Consider the following 17766-nt stretch of genomic DNA (forward strand, 5'->3'; position numbering starts at 1 on the left):
GGCTCAGCGCGGCATGTAGCCGCGCTGCCACGACCGTGGAATGAACCGCGACACCAGCGCCAGCAGGCAGGCCAGCGCAGCACTGCCAGCCATCGCCTGCAACCCCAGGTGCTGTTGCAGCCAGGCACCGAGGGCGGCGCCCAGCAGCATGCCGGCCCAGGGCACCAGCTGCACCCGCCAACCGTTACGCCGCTCGCCCAGCAACCAGCGGCCCAGGCCGCGGCCGAAGCGCGACAGGGCGCCGGTGACGTAGGTCAGGCCGATGGGCAGGCCGTTCACCTGCTCCACCACCGCATTGATCATGCCCATGGCCAGGGTGGCGGCCAGCAGCGCCGGGAACGTCGCTGCAAACGGCCACAACGCGGCGCAGGCAAGCAGTGCCGCGACCACCAGCAACACTGGCCAGGCCCGGCGCCGGAAACCCCGGGCCAGCAGCACGCCTAGCGCGTTACCGGCGACGAAGCCGAGTACGGCGCCGCTCAGGCGCAGCACCATGGCCAGGTCTGCCTCACTGATGGCCACGGCCAGGCGCGTGGTGTTGCCGCTCATGAACGAGACGAAATCGCCCAGCGCCAGCAGGCCGATGGCATCGGTCATGCCGGCCAGCACCGACAACCCGGCCACCAGGCCAAGGCCGACGCGGCCACGCAGCACTTGCAGGCGCAGGCGCCTGGCGCTGCGCGCGGGCAGGGCGTTGGGCAGCATGGGTGGGCCTTAGCGCGGCATTTCGCGGGCGAGGGTGCTCTTGATCGTGCGCTCCACCACGTCCACCAGCACCATGGTCTGGTGGTCCACCTCGATGTTCAGCAACTCGCCGGCCTGGTAGCGGGCGAAGGTGGTCTGGCGCAGGGTTTCCGGGATCAGGTTGATGGTCACCACGTTGTCCTCGACATCGGCGACGGTCAGGCTGCAGCCGTTGACCCCGATAAAGCCCCGTGGGAACACGTACTTGCCCCATTGCGGGGGCATGCGGAAGGTGATGAAGGCGCCGGTGTCCTTGATCGACAGTTCGACCACCTCGGCGGTGGTGGCGATGTGGCCGGCCATCAGGTGGCCGCCGACTTCGGCGTTCATTTTCGCCGAGCGCTCGATGTTCACCCCCTGGCCAGCCTTGAAGCTGTGCAGGTTGGTGCGTTCGAGGGTGGCGGTCATGGCGTCGAACTTCACCTGGGTGCCGTCGATTTCGGTAACCGACAGGCAGGTGCCCTCGACACTGACGCTGGCACCAATCTTCAGCTCGTCGAGCAGTTCCGGGGTGAGGTCGATGGTGAACTGGTTGTGGCCCGGGTAGGTGGTCACATCAAGCAGAGGGCGGACGGCCTGGACGATGCCGGTGTACATGGGGTTGCTCCTGGGCACAGATAGGAAAACATCAGGAAGCTATGCCCGTGGAGCAGTAAAAGCAAGGCTGGCGAAGCAGCACGGACTTTTGTAGGAGCGGCCTTGTGTCGCGAAAGGGTCGCGCAGCGGCCCCAGGTTTTCAGCTTCGCAGCTGAAACTGCCGGGGCCGCTCTGCGGCCCTTTCGCGACACAAGGCCGCTCCTACAGAGATCGCGTGCAGCCAATCAGAACTTCAACTGCCACTGCCCGACAACCGCATGGTTACGGCTGTTGCTGCCCAGCTCCCCGCTATACCCCACACCAATGCTCTGCCGCGCACTCAACCCCAGGTCCAGCCCGGCCTCGACCAGCAAACTGTCGCGGTCGATCGCGCTGCCTTCGACACTGAACGCGTCACCCCCGGCGATGAACGCCTGGCGCGTGCGGGTATCGATGCTGCCATAGGTGTGGCGCCAGCCGAGGGTCGCCCGTGGTGTCAGGCTCATGCCGTTGTCCAGCTGCCCCAGGTGCGCCAGGCGCACGCCGAAGGTGCTGCTGAAGTTGTCCTGGGTATCGGCATCCACCGCCAGCGCCGCGTCACCGCCTTGCTCGCGGTAGCTGTCACGGTGGTAGCGCTGGTAGCCGAGGTTGGCGAACGGCTCGGTGCTCAGGCGGCCGCTGCCCATGGCATAGCCCAGCTCGACGAAGGCCTGCTGGCTGTCGGCATCGTAATCACCCTTGAGGCGTTCGTTGAAGCCGCTGAAGGCCACGTCACGCTTGCTGTCGCCGTCATGGCTGCTGTAGGCCGCTCCCAGGCGCACGGCCAGCGGGCCGCTCTGGTGCTGGGCGTACACGCCGGCGTGCCAGCTGCGCACGGTGCCGTCCAGGCCGGTGCTGTCCAGGCGCGTACGCGAATAGCCACCCAGCACGCCCAGGCGCCAGTCGCCGCCGAGCGCCCAGTCCACCCCCAGCACGCCACCGCCGGTGCGTTGTTCCAAAGCGCTGGCGCCATGGCTGCCATCGACCTTGCCGTAGCTGCCCAGCGCCTGCGCCCAGACCCGCCCTTGAGCGTTCGGGTCGTTGAGGTTGCGCGCTTCGCGTGGTACGCCGGTGGCGGCCAGGGCAGGGCCGTCCTCGTCGTTCATGCCCACCAGCAGGGCGCCCGAGCTGCCCATGGCCTGCATGGCGCCGAGCATGGTGCTGCCGACCTGGCTGGCGCCGGCCATCGTCGCAGCCGCCAGGTTGGCGGTGTTGCTGCCGGACAGTTGCTCGATGGCGCTGCCGGCCCCGGCCGTGGTGGTGCCGAGCACGGCGTTGTACAGGTTGCTGTTCTGCCCGAGGCTGGCCAGGCTGCGTGCGGCACCTGCGCCATTGCCGGACTGCGCGTAGTGCTCGAAGGCCACGTCGTTGCGGGTGTAGTCCAGGCCTACCGACGTGCTGCTGTAGCTCAGGGTTGGGGTGAGGAAGGCATAGTCGCTGGTGACCTGGCCGAAGCGGCCATCGACCGCGCCTGCGGTCAGCACGGTGTAGTGGCTCTGCCATGGGTATTCGCCGGCGCTGGGCTGCACGCGCAGGGTGGCGCCGTCGAGGCTGGCCGTACCACTGACGCTGAGCGGGGCGCTGCTGCCATCGGCGTTGACGCCGTAGACCAGGGTCGAGCCTTGGCCAAAGCTCAGGTCACCCGCGATTGTCGCCACGCCCAGGCCGGTATTGGTCAGCAGGGTGCCGTTCACGTGCAGGCCACCGACCGAACCGCCACCGGCATAGGTAGCGCCCTGTTCGATGAGCATCTCACCGAGGATGCTGCCCTGGTTGATCAAGGTGGCGCCAGCGGTCACCACGCCGCCCTGGCTGAAGTCGTCGAGGCTGGTCAGCGTCCAGCTACCACCGCTGACGTTGAGCGTTTCGAAGTTGGCGCTGTTGCCGAAGCTGCCGGTGCCGTTCAGGGTCACGCTGTCGACGCCGTCGCCACCGTCGACCCGGCCGTTGAACACACCGCCGGTCTCCACCACCAGGCTATCGTTGCCCGCGCCCATGCTCAGGGCCAGGCCATTGCCGCCGCTGATGGTGCCGCTGTTGATCACGGTGTCGGCGAAGTCGCCGATCAGCTTGATGCCGAAACCGTTTTCGCCCTCGATGCGGCCGGCGTTGGTAATGTGGGTCGCGGCCACACCGGAGCCTTCGGCGCCGTCGTCGACCAGGATGCCGTTATCGACACTGCGGATCACCCCGGTGCTGGTGTTGATCACGGTGCCGCCACCCATGGCGATGCCTTCGCTGCCGTTGGGCCGGCCACCGCTGTCCACGCCCTTGGCGCCCAGGCCCTGGATGGTGCCGGCGTTGTACACATAGCCGATGTTGTCGATGTCGACCCCGTCGCCGTCACCGTTGATCTTGCCGTCGGCGATGGCGCCAGTAATGGTGCCCCAGTTGTACACCGTGCCGCTGCCGTCGGAGCCAAAGCCCGAGCCGTTGCGCCCGGTGACGCTGGCACCGGCGTAGTTGTACAGGGTGGCGTCGCTTTTCAGGTCGATGCCATGGCGGTCGGCGCTGATGGTGCCGTAGTTGTACACGGTGACGCCGGTGGAGGTGCCGATCTTGATGCCATCCCACTTCTGGTCCAGGCCATTTTCGTCCTGCGGCGCGGTGTCGGTGTAGATCAGCCCGTAGTTGGTGATAGTGGCGTTGGAGCCGGTCTTGATCGCATCGTTGCCCACCGAATGGATCACGCCGCTGGCCTGGTTCACCAGGGTGGTGGTGAAGGCCGGGTTGTTCAGGGTTTCCAGGTCGATGGCCTGGCCTTCGACGGTGGACTCGATGGTGCCGGCGTTGACGATGCTCAGGCTGCCACCCGCTGCAGGGTTGGTCTGGAAACGCAGGCCATCGTTGGTGCCCTGGATCAGCGCGCCAGCCTGGTTGTTGATCACATAGTGGCTGAGGTCTTCGCCCTCGTCCTTGGTGTCGATGCCACGGCCATCGGTGGAGCGGATGATGCCAGCGTTATCGACGGTGAGGGTGGCGCCGCTGGTGTGCTTGGGCAGGATCACGCCGTCGTCGTCGCTGGCCACGATGCTGCCATTGGCGGTTACCTTGAGGGTGTCGGCCTTCTTCAGCTCCAGGGTATCGGTGCTGGCGCTGTCGATCAGGTAATCCTTGGCAAAGGCGGCGGGGGCGAAGGCGGCACAGGCCAGTGCGACGCACAGGGCCAGGCGATTGGGCGTGAAATGCATTGGGCGTCCATGAGTGCTTGTTCAGGGGCGCCCAATATGGCCATTCGATATTACACTTTTATTGAATACCCGGGAGTTCCTGTACCGGCCTCAGACATGCCCGCTGCTGTTGACGATCCTCAGGCACAGCGCTTCATAAGGGTCCAGGTTGACCATCAGCCGGCCATCCTCGGTCAGGTCGCCTTCGACTGTCTCGTTGATCATGTCCACCACTGGCCCTGGGGTAAAGCCGGTCAATTGCAGCTCCTCGGCAATCACCTCATGGCCGAAGTTCAAGGCACTGATCTGGATGCCGCGCCCGGCCGGCAGTTCATGCACCATCACCAGCAGGCCCGGGCTGCTGACCTCGGGCACCAGCACCTGGCGGCTGGTGGCGATGCCATAGGCCTGGCGCACGGCCAGCAGCTTCTTCACCTGGCTGGCGAACGACTCAGGGTTGTCCAGCTGGCTGTCGAGGCTGCCGTACAGCGAGCGGGCGCGGGGCATGCCGCGCACCGAGGTTTCGGCCTGCGGGTCGAGCCCGGCCAGGTCGTAGCCGCCGCGGTGGATCCAGCGGGTGTCACCGTCAACCATGCGCTCGGCCACCGCCTCGGCCGGCAGCGGCAAGGCGCCGACCAGGTCCCAGCCGGACAGCGCGACCACGCCCGGTTGCATGGCGTTGTACATCACCAGCAGCAGGTGCACCTTCTGGATCAGCGCGATGTCCGCCGGGCTGATCTGTTCCAGGTCGCGAATGCCCAGCGCCGCGGTGATCAGGCTGGCGGTGGTGCAGGCGATGCCGTTGGTGACGAAGCGCAGGTTGTACGGTGCGTGCTCACCCGACAGGCGTTCGTAGATTTCCTCGCGGATGTGCTCGCGCAGAATGCCGCCGGGCAGGGTCTGGCCCTTGTACAGGTACATGTCGTGGGCGTGCAGGGTCCAGAAGTGCACCAGCTCGACGGTCAGTTCATCGTGGTTCTGCAGGGCGTGGATCAACGAAGCCGGGTCGATGCCGAAGGCGTGCATCTCCTTGAGCATCAGGCGCAGGAACTCGGTGTCGCCGGTCAGCAGGGCATGCTGGTAGGCGGGGCGGGTGATGAAGTCGTAGGACAGGTCGGCACCGCCCTTGGACATTTGCGCGATGTCGTCGAGGGTCAGGTTCAGCTCCTGGAAGCTGAAGCCGCCGGCCTTGCGAATCATGCCGCCGATCAGCTGGTTGCCGACGATCGACAGCGGGTGGCTCTCGGACCATGCGCTGCCGCTGGCGCGGGTTTCCACACCGAGAAAGCCGTTGGCATCCAGGCGCAGGCCGCGGGCGCCCAGGCAGTCGAGCGCGTGAAGGGCGTCGCCGATGATCATCTGCTGGGCGGCGAAGCTGGGGTCGAGCCAGTTCAGTGACGGCTGGCCCTCTTTGAAGTAGTGCAGGTACACCCAGCGCCGGGTCTTGCCATCGACCCCGGTGATCGGCGCGGTGACGCTCCAGTCGGTTTCCTTGACCCCAGGCTCGAAGAAGATCACCCGCTGCAGCTGGCCGACGATGTAGTGGCGCAGCTTGAGCTCGTCGCATAGCGCCGGCGCCAGGTTGACCGCATCGCGGCCCTCGGGCACGTCGGGCAGCAGCGGCCAGTCCTCTTCGCGGATCTCGACCATGTGGTAGAGCCCAGGGTAGGCACCGTGGGCCAGCTCGGCCAGGCGGAAGTCGGCGCCCTTGCCGGTGTGCGAGGGGATCAGGTCGTCGATGGTCACGGCATTGTGCGCGGCGGCCATGCGGCTCATCTGCACCAGCTCCTGCTCGTTGCCGTAGAGCGGGTCGATGTCGAAGCTGATGCGGTCGAAGTTGCCGTCGATGCTGGGGGTGAAGTCACGCCCGCGCACACCGCCCGATTGCTTGATCGGGCCGGTGTGTATGCCCTGTACGCCGATTTCCGACAGGCGCTTCCACAGCGCTTCGTGACCGAGGGCCGACAGTACCGAGCAGCCTTCGGGGGCGATGATCGCGTCAGGGTAGACGGTCAGCCATACCGAGGCGATCTCGGTGGCGCGGCGTGGCTGGGCTTCGGCGTAGGGGTTCTGCCACAGGCGTGACTGGCCGGAGTACAGCCTGGCGCGCTCCTGCGAGGCCTTGAGCATCGAACGATCTTCGAGCCATTTGAGGTATGACGGGTCGGGCTGGGTCATTTCGCGTCCTCTTTGCGTGGCGGCACCGGCCCAAGTTATGACGGCATTGCCGGCGGATCGTTCGGCTTGAGAATAGCGGTGGCTTCTTCGCGGGCACGCCCGCTCCCACAGGTACTCTACGAAACTCAAGGCTGGTGAGATCCCTGTGGGGGCGGGCAAGCCCGCGAAGAAGCCAACACCGATCATGGCTTGCGAATGGGCGAGCGGGCCGCCTCGCGCAAACTCTCCAGCAAATCCAGCACCGCCCCCTCGATATGCGGCTCATCGCGCCAGCACATGCCAATCGAGCCTTCCGCCTCCAGCTCGAAGTCCAGCCGGCGCAGCAGCCCGCGCCCATGAAAATGCTCGGCCACCCGCCCTGAAGCCACCGACAGCATGTCGCTGTTCTGCATCAACCACAGGTTGGCCATCAGCGAGGACGATTCGATCCGGCATGGCAGCGGCTTGCGACCGGCGTTGCTCAAGGCGGTATCGAGGCGGTTGCGGATCGGCGTGGCCGGGGGCCACAGCAGCCAGTCGTACTGGTACAGGTCATCCCAGCTCAGGCCTTTGCGCTCGGCCAGCGGGTGGTCGGGGCGGGCAACCACCTGCATCGGTTCGCGAAACAGCATTTCGCTGTGCAGCGCCTGGCTCGGCTGGTAGTTGTCGACACGCCCGACCACCACGTCCAGCTGCCCCAGTTGCAGGCGTTCGAGCAGCACGTTCATCGTGCTTTCCTGCAGTGATACGTGCGCTTTCGGGTGTTTTTCCAGGAAGTACAGGATGGCATCCGGCACCAGGCTCGGCGCCGAGGCCGGTGAGGTGCCGATGGCCACGTTCGGCGTGTTGCCTTCGCGCAGGGCGTCCAGGTTGCTCTGCGCCCGTTCCATCTCACTGAGGATGCGCCGCGCGTGGTTCACCAGCAGCGTGCCTTCGGCGGTCGGCCGCAAGCCGCGGGCGTGGCGCTCGAAGAGCAGGGCGCCGGCGTCTTCTTCGAGTTCCTTGAGGAACTTCGACAGCCCAGGTTGGGTGGTGTAAGCCTGCCGTGCGGTGTCGCTGAGGTTGCCGGTTTCGGCCAGCGTCACCAGCAGCTGCAGGTGGCGTGGGCGCAGGCGGCGGGTCCAGTGCATGGCGAATCTCCCATCATCTTTATGGTATGGCTTCATACGAAAATATCATTTTTTTTGTATGTCGAGCGGGCGTTTAATCGACTCGACACGGGGGCGCTGCCACTGCCATGGCCCCTTAACAGCCCACCACAGGTGAAGCGATGAATAACAACGACAACATCGGCACAGCCCGCGCCGAGTTCTATCAACGCATCGACACACAGGCTTTGTTCCCGCTGTGGGAGCAGCTGCACAATTTGGTGCCGACCCAGCCCACCACCGCCTGCGTTCCAGCACTGTGGCGCTTCAGCGAGGTGCGCCCGTACCTGATGGAAGCCGGCCAACTGATCAGCGCCGAAGAGGCCGTGCGCCGGGTGCTGGTACTGGAGAACCCAGGCATCCGTGGCCAGGCTTCGATCACCCCGAGCCTGTACGCCGGCCTGCAACTGATCCTGCCGGGCGAAATCGCCCCCAGCCACCGCCACAGCCAGTCGGCGCTGCGCTTCGTGGTCGAAGGCAAGGGCGCCTATACCGCCGTGGATGGCGAGCGCACCACCATGCACCCGGGCGACTTCATCATCACCCCGTCCTGGACCTGGCACGACCACGGCAACCCGAGCGAAGCCGAAGGCGGTGAGCCGGTGATCTGGCTCGACGGCCTGGACATCCCCACCGTGCGTTTCTACGGCGCCGGTTTCGCCGAGAACTACCCCGAAGCCGTGCAGCCGGTCAGCCGCCCGGAGGGCAACAGCCTGGCCCGCTATGGCGCCAACATGCTGCCTGTGCGGCACGAAGTGCACGACGGCACGTCGCCGATCTTCAGCTACCCCTACGCCCGCACCCGCGAAGCGCTGGCCACCCTTGAGCGCCAGGGCGAGGTGGATGCCTGGGACGGCGTCAAGCTGCGCTACGTCAACCCGGCCACCGGCGGCTGGGCCATGCCGACCATCGGCACCTGCATGCAACTGCTGCCACGGGGCTTCGTCGGCAAGACCGCACGTTGCACCGACGCCACCGTGTACTCGGTGGTCGAGGGCCGTGGCCGCGCCATCATCGGCGGGCAGGCCTTCCACTTCGAGCCCAAGGACACCTTCGTGGTGCCGAGCTGGGCGCCGCTGAGCCTGCAGGCCGACGACGAGTGCGTGCTGTTCAGCTATTCCGACCGGCCGGTGCAGGAGGCCCTCGGGCTGCTGCGCGAAGCCCGCGAACACCATTGATCCGAGGAGCCTCTGCCATGACTTACCTGTTCGAACCTGCCGCCACCACCAGCCTGCCGATTGCCGGCAGCGACCAGCGCTTCCCGGTGCGCCGGGTGTACTGCGTGGGCCGCAACTACGCCGCCCACGCCCGCGAAATGGGCTTTGACCCGGACCGCGAGCCGCCGTTCTTCTTCTGCAAGCCGGCCGATGCCGTGGTCCCGGTGGCCGACGGCCAGACCCTGGAGCTGCCGTACCCGGCTGAAACCAGCAACTACCACTACGAGATCGAGCTGGTCGCCGCCATCGGCAAGGGCGGGCGCAACATCCCGCTGGATCAGGCCGACGAACATGTGTTCGGCTACGCCGTAGGCCTGGACATGACCCGCCGCGACCTGCAGATGAAGATGCGCGAAATGGGCCGCCCGTGGGAAATCGGCAAGGCCTTCGACGCCTCTGCGCCCATTGCCGCGCTGTACCCGGCCAGCCAGGTTGGCCACCCGACACAGGCCGGCCTGTGGCTGCAGGTCGAAGGCCAGGACCGCCAGCGCAGCGACATCGACAAGCTGATCTGGTCGGTGCCGGAAACCATCGCCTACCTGTCGCGCTTCTTCGAGCTGCAGCCCGGTGACCTGATCATGACCGGCACCCCTGAAGGCGTCGGCCCGGTGGTCGCTGGCGAGCTGATGGTCGGCGGCGTGGATGGCCTGGGCGAGCTGCACGTGCGGGTCATCTGATTGCCCTGGGCCGGCGCGGTCGGCCCTTCCTCCCGGTTTTACACGTGGCCCGCGCCTGTGCGCCGGCCCGGAGGTTTCGCTCATGTCTTCCACCGACAAAAACAACACCGTGGATGTACAAGCCATCATCGACAGCCAGCCGGTTGCCCGCGTTCAGTGGCGCATCCTGCTGCTGTGTTTCCTGGTCACGGCCATCGATGGCCTGGACACGGCCGCCATCGGTTTCATCGCACCCGCCCTGCGTGAACATTGGCAGATCGGCGCCGCCGAGCTCGGCCCGGTGCTCGGCGCCGCGCTGATCGGCCTGATGCTGGGCGCGTTCATGGCCGGGCCACTGGCCGACCGCTTCGGCCGCAAGCGCGTGCTGCTGGGGTCGGTGGCCTGTTTCGGCGTCTTCAGCCTGGCCGCCGCCTTCGCCCAGGACCTGCAAAGCCTGGCGCTGCTGCGCCTGCTCACCGGCCTGGGCCTGGGTGGGGCGATGCCCAATGCCATTACCCTGACCTCCGAATACTGCCCGCAACGGCGCCGTTCGCTGATGGTCACCGGCATGTTCTGCGGCTTCACCCTCGGCTCGGCCTTGGGCGGGGTGGTGGCTGCGCAGCTGTTGCCGCTGTTCGGCTGGCGCAGCGTGCTGGCCCTGGGTGGCGTGCTGCCGCTGGCACTGCTGCCGGTGCTGATGCTGGCGTTGCCCGAGTCGGTACGCTACCTCGCACGCAGCAGGCCGGGCGATGGGATGGCCATCCTGCAGCGCATCGGTGCACTGCCGGCGGGCTGCCAGGGCCTGCGCATCGACGAGGTGGCCGAAGGTCACTCGCCGGTGCGGCAGATTCTCGCGGCACCGCTGCGCCGCGGCACCCTGGCACTGTGGCTGGCGTTCTTCATGAGCCTGCTGATCATTTACGGCATGACCAACTGGCTACCGCTGCTGGTCAGGGACACCGGCCTGAGCCTGAGCCAGGCGGCGCTGGTCAGCGCGCTGTTCCAGATCGGCGGCACCCTCGGTGCGCTGTGCCTGGGCGCAGCCATGGACCGCTTCGATTCTCACCAGGTGCTGGTGCTGGCCTTGCTCGGTGGCGCCGGTTGCCTGTTCGCCATCGGCCAGTGCCATGGCAACTACGCGCTGCTGGGCCTGAGCGTGGCCGGCATGGGCTTCTGCATCAGCGGCTCGCAGGTCGGCGCCAACGCCCTGGCCGCTGCCTTCTACCCCACCAGCAGCCGCGCCACGGGCGTCAGTTGGGCGCACGGGGTAGGGCGCATCGGCTCGGTGTGCGGCACCTTCGGCGGCGCCTGGCTGATGGACGCCGGGCTGTCCTTCGAAGCGCTGTTCGGCGTGCTGATGCTGCCGGCCGTGCTGGCCGCGGCGGCGATTTTCTTCAAAGGCGTGCGGCCGGCCGCCGCGCTGCCCGCCAATACCCACATCACACTCTGATCGAGCAGGACCATTGCCATGCAGCTTTACAGCTTCTTCAACAGCTCCACCTCGTACCGGGTGCGCATCGCCCTGGCACTCAAGGGCCTGGAGGTGGACTACCACGGCGTCAACCTGCGTGCTGGCGAACAGCGCCAGGCGCAGCACCGCGAACTGAGCCCGATCGCCGGCGTGCCGGTGCTGGTAGGCGACGATGGCGTCAGCCTGACCCAGTCGCTGGCCATCATCGACTACCTCGACGCGCTCTACCCCCAGGCGCCACTGCTGCCCAGCGAACCCCTGCTGCGGGCGCGGGTGCTGGAGGTCGCGCAGCTGATCGCCTGCGACATCCACCCGCTGAACAACGTGCGCGTACTCGGCTACCTGCAGCGCGAGCTGAAGGTCAGCGCCGAGGCCAAGGACAGCTGGTACGCCTACTGGGTCGCCGAAGGCCTGGCCGCACTCGAAGCCTTGCTGCAACGCTACGGCTCTGGCCCGTACTGCTTCGGCGCGCAGGCGACCCTGGCCGATTGCTGCCTGGTGCCGCAGGTGGCCAATGCCGAGCGCGTGGGCTGCGACCTGCAGGCCTACCCCCGGGTGATGGCGGTGTACGAGCACTGCCAGGCCCAGCCGGCCTTCCAGCGTGCCGCCCCCGGCCGCCAACCCGACTTCATTCAATAAGAAACGCAGGCCCCGCACCTGCACGGAGACCCGAACCATGACTGCCAGACAACAAAAAATCATCATCGTCGGTGGTGGCATCGGCGGCCTCGCCGCTGCCCAGGCCCTGACCGCGCAAGGTATCCAGGTGCTGCTGCTGGAGCAGGCCGAGCACATCGGCGAGATCGGTGCCGGCATCCAGCTCGGCCCCAACGCCTACGCGGCGCTGGACGCCCTGGGCGTGGGCAACGCTGCGCGCAACCGCTCGGTGTTCACCGACCACCTGATCATGATGGACGCCATCGATGCCCACGAAGTGGGGCGCATCGAAGTGGGCGAAGGGTTCCGCCAGCGCTTCGGCAACCCCTATGGCGTGATCCACCGCGCCGACATCCACCTGTCGATCCTCGAAGCGGTGCGCGAGAACCCGCTGATCCGCTTCCAGACTTCCACGCACATCGCCGGCATGGAGATGGACGACCACGGCGTGACCCTGACCGACAGCCAGGGCAACCGTTACCAGGCCGATGCCGTGATCGGCTGCGACGGCGTCAAGTCGGTGATCCGCGAGCGCATGGTCGGCGACCCGGCACGCGTCACCGGCCACGTGGTGTACCGCGCCGTGGTGGACGTCGAGAACATGCCCGAGGACCTGCGCGTCAATGCCCCGATGCTGTGGGCCGGCCCGCGTTGCCACTTGGTGCATTACCCGCTGCGCGGCGGCCAGCAGTACAACCTGGTGGTGACCTTCCACAGCCGCAACGAGGAGCAGTGGGGCGTGACTGATGGCAGCAAGGAAGAGGTGCTGTCGTACTTCGAAGGCATCCATGAGCGCCCGCGGCAGATGCTTGACCGCCCGACCTCGTGGCGCCGCTGGGCCACCGCCGACCGCGACCCGGTGGAGCAGTGGGGCGAAGGCCGTGCGACCCTGCTGGGCGACGCCGCCCACCCGATGACTCAGTACCTGGCCCAGGGTGCCTGCATGGCGCTGGAGGATGCGGTGGTGCTGGGGCAGGCGGTCAAGGCCTGCGAGCACGACCTGCAGGCGGCGTTCCGCCTTTACGAGTCGATCCGCATTCCGCGCACGGCGCGGGTGCTGTGGTCGGCGCGGGAGATGGGCCGGCTGTACCATGCCAAGGGCGTCGAGCGGTTGGTGCGCAACCAGCTGTGGGAGGGGCGCTCGCAGGAGCAGTTCCAGGATGCGGTGCAGTGGTTGTATGGCTGGCATGTCGAGAACTGCCTGAAGCGCTGATTCCAGGCCCGGCCTCTTCGCGGGCACGCCCGCTCCCACAGGTAATGCATACCCTTGTGGGAGCGGGCGTGCCCGCGAAGAGGCCGAGCCTGCAATCAACTCTCTACCGAGTTCTCACTCAACAGCTGGTCAATCCGACCGGCAAACCGCTGCAGCGCCGGCAGGTACTTCACCACCGCCTGCTCGATACTCATCGCCTTGGCCACATACACCAGGTTCAAGCACCCCAGCAGCCGCCCGCCAGCGCGCAACGGCACGGCGATCGAGGCGATCTTCTCCTCCTGGTTCCAGGCCATGAAATTCTCCGCATAGCCCCGGTGGCGCACCTTGCGCAGCAGGTTGTCGAGCGTCACCGGGTCACGCGCCAAGCGGTATTCGGGCCCTTCACGGCTGGCCAGCAGGGCGATGATCTGCTCGCGTTCGGCGTCGTCGCAGAACGCCAGGTAGGCTTGCCCGGTGGCCGTCTCCAGCAGCGGCAGGCGGCGCCCGACCATGGAGCGGTGGAACGACAGCCGGCTGAAGCGGTGGGTGGTTTCACGCACCACCATGGCATCCACATCCAGGGTGCTGATGTCGGTCGGCCACACCACTTCCTGCAACAGCTCGGCGAGCAACGGCGCCGCCGTGGCGCTGATCCACTGCTCATCGCGAAACCCTTCGCTCAATTCACGCACCTTGAGGGCCAGGCGGAAGCTGTCGTCGGACTCGCTGCGGCGCACGTAGCCGTCCTCCTGCAGGGTCTCCAGTAGGCGCCGCACAGTGGTGCGGTGCAGGCCGGTGAGTTCAGCCAGGCGGGTCGGGCTGGCGCCGCCGTCCAGGCGGTTGAGGGCATTGAGCAAGGCCAGGCCACGGCTCAGCCCGCGCACGCTCTTGTACTCGGAGTCTCGGTCGATGTTCACGAAAAATCCTTATAAAACAATGATGTGCACTAAGTGCACAGCAGGGCGGTTTTTCATTGTAGGGCAATCCGCAGCATTCCTATACTCGCCACAACAACTACAAATGCCCTGACAGGGGAATACACCATGCGCCATGCCTGCCTGCCGTCCTTACCCGTTGCCTGCGCCTTGCCTTACCCAAGCGTAGCGCCGCGCCGCTAATACCCGTACCAGCCAAAACGCCCATTCAACTGCCTTGCGCCTGCCTGCGCGAGGGCGGTAGCGGCTTGCCTGGAAATACCGGGAGCGCCGTCGGGCCGTGTCGAGGATTACAACAATGAATACATCCCATCCAGATCACTTTCAGGCCGACTACAGCGCTGATGTGGTGGTCATCGGTGCCGGCCCGGTCGGGCTGGCGATCGCCAATTACCTGGGCCAGGCCGGCGTACAGGTGCTGCAGATCGAGAAGCTCGACCAACTGATCGACTACCCCCGCGCCATCGGCATCGACGACGAGTCGCTGCGCACCGTGCAGGCCCTCGGCCTGGTCGAGCAGGTGCTGCCGCACACCACGCCGTGGCACGCCATGCGCTTCCTGACGCCCAAGGGCCGCTGCTTCGCCGACATCCAGCCGATGACCGACGAGTTCGGCTGGTCGCGGCGCAATGCCTTCATCCAGCCGCAGGTCGATGCGGTGCTGTACCAGGGCCTGGCGCGCTTTGCCAATGTGCGCACGCTGTTCTCCCGCGATGTGGTCGAATTCCAGCAGGACCAGCAGGGCGTCAGCCTGCGCATGAACGGCCCCGAAGGGCGGCAGGAGACGGTGCGCGCCCGCTACCTGGTGGCTTGTGACGGCGGCAACAGCCTGATCCGCCGCACCCTGGATATTGCCTTCGAAGGCAAGACCGCGCCCAACCAGTGGATCGTCATCGACATTGCCAACGACCCGCTGGGCACGCCGAACGTGTACCTGTGCTGCGACCCGGTGCGCCCCTACGTATCAGCCGCGTTGCCCCACGGCGTGCGGCGTTTCGAGTTCATGGTGATGCCCGGCGAGACCGAGGCGCAGCTGAGCCAGCCGGAGAACCTGCGCAAGCTGCTGGCCAAGGTGCTGCCGGACCCGGACCGGGTCGAGCTGATCCGCAAGCGCGTCTACACCCACAACGCCCGCCTGGCGGGCCAGTTCCGGGTCAAGCGGGTGCTGCTGGCCGGGGATGCCGCGCACATCATGCCGGTGTGGCAGGGCCAGGGTTACAACAGCGGCATGCGCGATGCCAGCAACCTCGGCTGGAAGCTGGCGCTGGTGGCCAAGGGCCTGGCCGGCGAGGCGCTGCTCGACACCTACGAGCAGGAACGGCGCGACCATGCCAAGGCGATGATCGACCTGTCGGTGCTCGCCGGCCATGTGCTGGCGCCGCCCAAGCGCTGGCAGGGCACCCTGCGTGATGGCGTGTCGTGGGCGTTGAACTACCTGCCGGCGGTCAAGCGCTACTTCCTCGAAATGCGCTTCAAGCCCATGCCGCAATACGCCAAGGGCGCACTGGTGGCGGAACCGAACAACAAGGCCACGCCGGTCGGGCGCATGTTCATCCAGCCCAAGGTGGTCACCGAAGCGGGCGAGACACGCCTGCTGGACGATGTGATCGGCAGCAACTTCGCCTTTATCGCCTGGGGCAACAACCCACTGTGGGGTCTGAGTGCCGAGCAGGTGCAGGCCTGGCGTGCATTGGGTGCGTGCTTCATCCAGGTACTGCCCCAGGTGCAGCTCAAGGCTGGGCGCGAGGTCCCGGACGGGGTGATTCGCGTGGGCGACTGCAGTGGCCGCCTCAAGGAATGGTTCGGTCGCCACCCGGTGTCCATTGCGCTGCTGCGCCCGGACCGCTTCGTCGGCGCGGTGGCCATTCCGCAAACCGTCGGCCAGGCCAGCGACGCGCTGTTGCAGGCGCTGGCTGCCACGCCTCAAGTCCCCTGCCAGACGCCGTTGGCGTCCAAGGTGGCCTGAGATGAGCGCCTATGTGCATTGCCTGTCACATACCCCGCTGGTGGGCTACGTCGACCCGGCGCAAGCGGTGCTGGCGGAAGTGGAGGAGGTGGTCGCCGCAGCCCGCGCCCGCATCGCCGCGTTCGACCCGGAGCTGGTGTTCCTGTTTGCCCCGGACCACTACAACGGTTTTTTCTACGACGTGATGCCGGCCTTCTGTATTGGCATGGGCGCCACTGCCATTGGCGATTTCAACAGTGCCGCCGGCCCGCTGGATGTGCCGCGTGACATCGCCGAGGCCTGCGCCGATGCGGTACTGCAGGCGGGCGTGGACGCCGCCGTGTCCTACCGCATGCAGGTCGATCATGGTTTTGCCCAGCCGTTGGAGTTGCTGCTTGGCGGCCTGGCGCAGAAACCGGTGATCCCGGTCTTCATCAACAGCGTGGCGGTACCGCTGCCGAGCTTTGCCCGTGCCCGTCTGCTCGGCGAGGCCATCGGCCGTTTCGCCCGCAGTACCGGCAAGCGCGTGCTGTTCCTCGGCTCCGGTGGCTTGTCGCACCAGCCGCCGGTACCGGAACTGGCCCATGTCGATGCACGCATGGCCGACCGCCTGATGGGCAGTGGCCGCGACCTGCCGGCCAACGAGCGCCAGGCCCGCCAGCAACGGGTGATCAGCGCGGCCGAAGGTTTCGTGCGTGACCAGCACAGCCTGCACCCGCTCAACCCGGCCTGGGACAACCACTTCCTCGACCTGCTGGAGCAACGCCGCTTTGCCGAACTCGATGGCATGGCCAATGCCGAGCTGTCGGCACTGGCCGGCAAGTCGACCCACGAGGTCAAGACCTGGGTAGCCGCCTTTGCCGCGCTGGCCGCGTTCGGTGACTACCAGGCCAGCGCGCGCTACTACCGGCCGATCCCCGAATGGATCGCCGGTTTCGGCTCGCTCAGCGCCCATTCCCTTACCTGATCAACGGAGGACACCCTTCATGACCCGCATCGCCATCAACGAAGCCGACAGCAGCCGTTTCGCCCATATCCGCGAAGGCGAACTCGACCTGCAGGTGCACTACAACGACCTCGGCGAAGGCGCCGAGACCGTGGTCATGCTGCACGGCTCCGGCCCGGGTGCCAGTGGCTGGGCCAACTTCAACCGCAACATCCAACCGCTGCTGGTCGCCGGCTACCGTGTGGTGCTGCTGGACTGCCCCGGCTGGAGCAAGAGCGACCCGATCGTCTGCCGTGGTTCGCGCTCGGACCTCAACGCCACCGCGCTCAAGGGCTTGCTCGATGTGCTCGGCCTTGAGCGCGTGCACATCCTTGGCAACTCCATGGGCGGCCACAGCGCCGTGGCCTTCGCCCTGCGCTACCCGCAGCGGGTCGGCAAACTGGTGCTGATGGGCGGTGGCACTGGTGGTGCCAGCCCGTTCGTGCCGATGCCCACCGAGGGCATCAAGCTGATCAACGCGTTGTACCGCGAGCCGACCATCGACAACCTGAAGAAGATGATGAACGTCTTCGTCTACGACCCCAGCGACCTCACCGAGGCGCTGTTCCAGACCCGCCTGGACAACATGCTCGCCCGCCGCGACCACCTCGACAACTTCGTCGCCAGCCTGGCCGCCAACCCCAAGCAGTTCCCCGACTTCGGCGCACGCCTGGGCGAGATCAAGGCCCGCACCCTGGTGATCTGGGGCCGCAACGACCGCTTCGTGCCGATGGACGTCGGCCTGCGCCTGATCGCCGGCATCGCCGACGCCGAACTGCACGTGTTCAACAACTGCGGCCACTGGGCCCAGTGGGAACACGCCGACACCTTCAACCGCCTGGTACTGGACTTTCTCCAGCACTGATTTGAG

The 17766-nt window shown here is 66.7% G+C and carries 14 protein-coding genes; 8 read left to right on the forward strand and 6 right to left on the reverse strand.

The features are described 5' to 3' along the window. Positions 1–3: 3 nt before the first annotated feature. From N430_RS06715 to N430_RS06740, 5 genes are all read right to left on the reverse strand, one after another. Complete coding sequence (locus N430_RS06715; protein ID WP_110633994.1) at positions 4–705, reverse strand: YoaK family protein; 702 nt, start codon at positions 703–705, stop codon at positions 4–6. A gap of 9 nt (positions 706–714) precedes the next feature. Further along, positions 715–1341, reverse strand: coding sequence for a riboflavin synthase subunit alpha (locus tag N430_RS06720; RefSeq protein WP_110633991.1), 627 nt, complete (start codon positions 1339–1341; stop codon positions 715–717). 224 nt (positions 1342–1565) lie between these two features. Next, positions 1566–4550: an autotransporter domain-containing protein gene (locus N430_RS06730; protein WP_110633985.1), complete on the reverse strand. Its 2985-nt coding sequence runs from the start codon at positions 4548–4550 to the stop codon at positions 1566–1568. 90 nt (positions 4551–4640) lie between these two features. After that, the gene (gene treS, locus N430_RS06735; RefSeq protein ID WP_110633981.1) at positions 4641–6707 is read right to left on the reverse strand and encodes a maltose alpha-D-glucosyltransferase; all 2067 of its coding nucleotides are present in this window, start codon (positions 6705–6707) and stop codon (positions 4641–4643) included. A gap of 182 nt (positions 6708–6889) precedes the next feature. Next, positions 6890–7816 (reverse strand): LysR substrate-binding domain-containing protein, encoded by a 927-nt coding sequence (locus N430_RS06740; RefSeq protein WP_110633978.1) that lies wholly within the window; start codon positions 7814–7816, stop codon positions 6890–6892. A gap of 140 nt (positions 7817–7956) precedes the next feature. Between N430_RS06740 and gtdA the strand changes: the two genes are divergently transcribed. From gtdA to N430_RS06765, 5 genes are all read left to right on the forward strand, one after another. Then, on the forward strand, positions 7957–9012 hold the full coding sequence (gtdA, locus tag N430_RS06745; protein ID WP_110633975.1) for a gentisate 1,2-dioxygenase: 1056 nt from the start codon (positions 7957–7959) through the stop codon (positions 9010–9012). 17 nt (positions 9013–9029) lie between these two features. After that, a complete protein-coding gene (locus N430_RS06750) occupies positions 9030–9728 on the forward strand; it encodes a fumarylacetoacetate hydrolase family protein (protein ID WP_110633972.1) in 699 nt (232 codons plus the stop codon). An 82-nt stretch (positions 9729–9810) separates the two neighbouring features. Continuing rightward, positions 9811–11157, forward strand: a complete 1347-nt coding sequence (locus N430_RS06755; protein ID WP_110633968.1) for an aromatic acid/H+ symport family MFS transporter — start codon at positions 9811–9813, stop codon at positions 11155–11157. 18 nt (positions 11158–11175) lie between these two features. After that, positions 11176–11817 (forward strand): maleylacetoacetate isomerase, encoded by a 642-nt coding sequence (gene maiA, locus N430_RS06760; RefSeq protein ID WP_110633964.1) that lies wholly within the window; start codon positions 11176–11178, stop codon positions 11815–11817. A gap of 37 nt (positions 11818–11854) precedes the next feature. Next, the gene (locus N430_RS06765; RefSeq protein WP_110633961.1) at positions 11855–13048 is read left to right on the forward strand and encodes a 3-hydroxybenzoate 6-monooxygenase; all 1194 of its coding nucleotides are present in this window, start codon (positions 11855–11857) and stop codon (positions 13046–13048) included. Positions 13049–13143: 95 nt separating this feature from the next. On the opposite strand, the gene N430_RS06770 is transcribed toward N430_RS06765, so the two are convergent. Beyond that, entirely contained in the window at positions 13144–13947 is an 804-nt protein-coding gene (locus N430_RS06770; RefSeq protein WP_110633958.1) for a DNA-binding transcriptional regulator, read from the reverse strand. Between the two features lie 316 nt (positions 13948–14263). Between N430_RS06770 and N430_RS06775 the strand changes: the two genes are divergently transcribed. The 3 genes from N430_RS06775 to N430_RS06785 are packed head-to-tail and all read left to right on the forward strand — an operon-like array spanning position 14264 to position 17760. Further along, positions 14264–15931, forward strand: a complete 1668-nt coding sequence (locus N430_RS06775) for a bifunctional 3-(3-hydroxy-phenyl)propionate/3-hydroxycinnamic acid hydroxylase (protein ID WP_110633955.1) — start codon at positions 14264–14266, stop codon at positions 15929–15931. 1 nt (position 15932) lies between these two features. Continuing rightward, on the forward strand, positions 15933–16877 hold the full coding sequence (gene mhpB, locus N430_RS06780) for a 3-carboxyethylcatechol 2,3-dioxygenase (RefSeq protein WP_110633952.1): 945 nt from the start codon (positions 15933–15935) through the stop codon (positions 16875–16877). Positions 16878–16896: 19 nt separating this feature from the next. After that, complete coding sequence (locus N430_RS06785) at positions 16897–17760, forward strand: alpha/beta fold hydrolase (RefSeq protein WP_110633949.1); 864 nt, start codon at positions 16897–16899, stop codon at positions 17758–17760. The last annotated feature ends 6 nt before the right edge of the window (positions 17761–17766 follow it).

It is taken from the genome of Pseudomonas sp. CC120222-01a, from assembly GCF_003097235.1.
Taxonomy (GTDB): Bacteria; Pseudomonadota; Gammaproteobacteria; order Pseudomonadales; family Pseudomonadaceae; genus Aquipseudomonas.

What these genes read in the sequence shown, in the direction of transcription:
- mhpB (WP_110633952.1), top strand. Translation starts at nt 15,933, where the DNA reads ATGAGCGCCTATGTGCATTGCCTGTCACATACCCCGCTGGTGGGCTAC.
- N430_RS06775 (WP_110633955.1), top strand. Translation starts at nt 14,264, where the DNA reads ATGAATACATCCCATCCAGATCACTTTCAGGCCGACTACAGCGCTGAT.
- treS (WP_110633981.1), bottom strand. Translation starts at nt 6,707, where the DNA reads ATGACCCAGCCCGACCCGTCATACCTCAAATGGCTCGAAGATCGTTCG.
- N430_RS06765 (WP_110633961.1), top strand. Translation starts at nt 11,855, where the DNA reads ATGACTGCCAGACAACAAAAAATCATCATCGTCGGTGGTGGCATCGGC.
- N430_RS06740 (WP_110633978.1), bottom strand. Translation starts at nt 7,816, where the DNA reads ATGCACTGGACCCGCCGCCTGCGCCCACGCCACCTGCAGCTGCTGGTG.
- N430_RS06730 (WP_110633985.1), bottom strand. Translation starts at nt 4,550, where the DNA reads ATGCATTTCACGCCCAATCGCCTGGCCCTGTGCGTCGCACTGGCCTGT.
- N430_RS06720 (WP_110633991.1), bottom strand. Translation starts at nt 1,341, where the DNA reads ATGTACACCGGCATCGTCCAGGCCGTCCGCCCTCTGCTTGATGTGACC.
- N430_RS06785 (WP_110633949.1), top strand. Translation starts at nt 16,897, where the DNA reads ATGACCCGCATCGCCATCAACGAAGCCGACAGCAGCCGTTTCGCCCAT.
- maiA (WP_110633964.1), top strand. Translation starts at nt 11,176, where the DNA reads ATGCAGCTTTACAGCTTCTTCAACAGCTCCACCTCGTACCGGGTGCGC.
- N430_RS06755 (WP_110633968.1), top strand. Translation starts at nt 9,811, where the DNA reads ATGTCTTCCACCGACAAAAACAACACCGTGGATGTACAAGCCATCATC.
- N430_RS06715 (WP_110633994.1), bottom strand. Translation starts at nt 705, where the DNA reads ATGCTGCCCAACGCCCTGCCCGCGCGCAGCGCCAGGCGCCTGCGCCTG.
- gtdA (WP_110633975.1), top strand. Translation starts at nt 7,957, where the DNA reads ATGAATAACAACGACAACATCGGCACAGCCCGCGCCGAGTTCTATCAA.
- N430_RS06750 (WP_110633972.1), top strand. Translation starts at nt 9,030, where the DNA reads ATGACTTACCTGTTCGAACCTGCCGCCACCACCAGCCTGCCGATTGCC.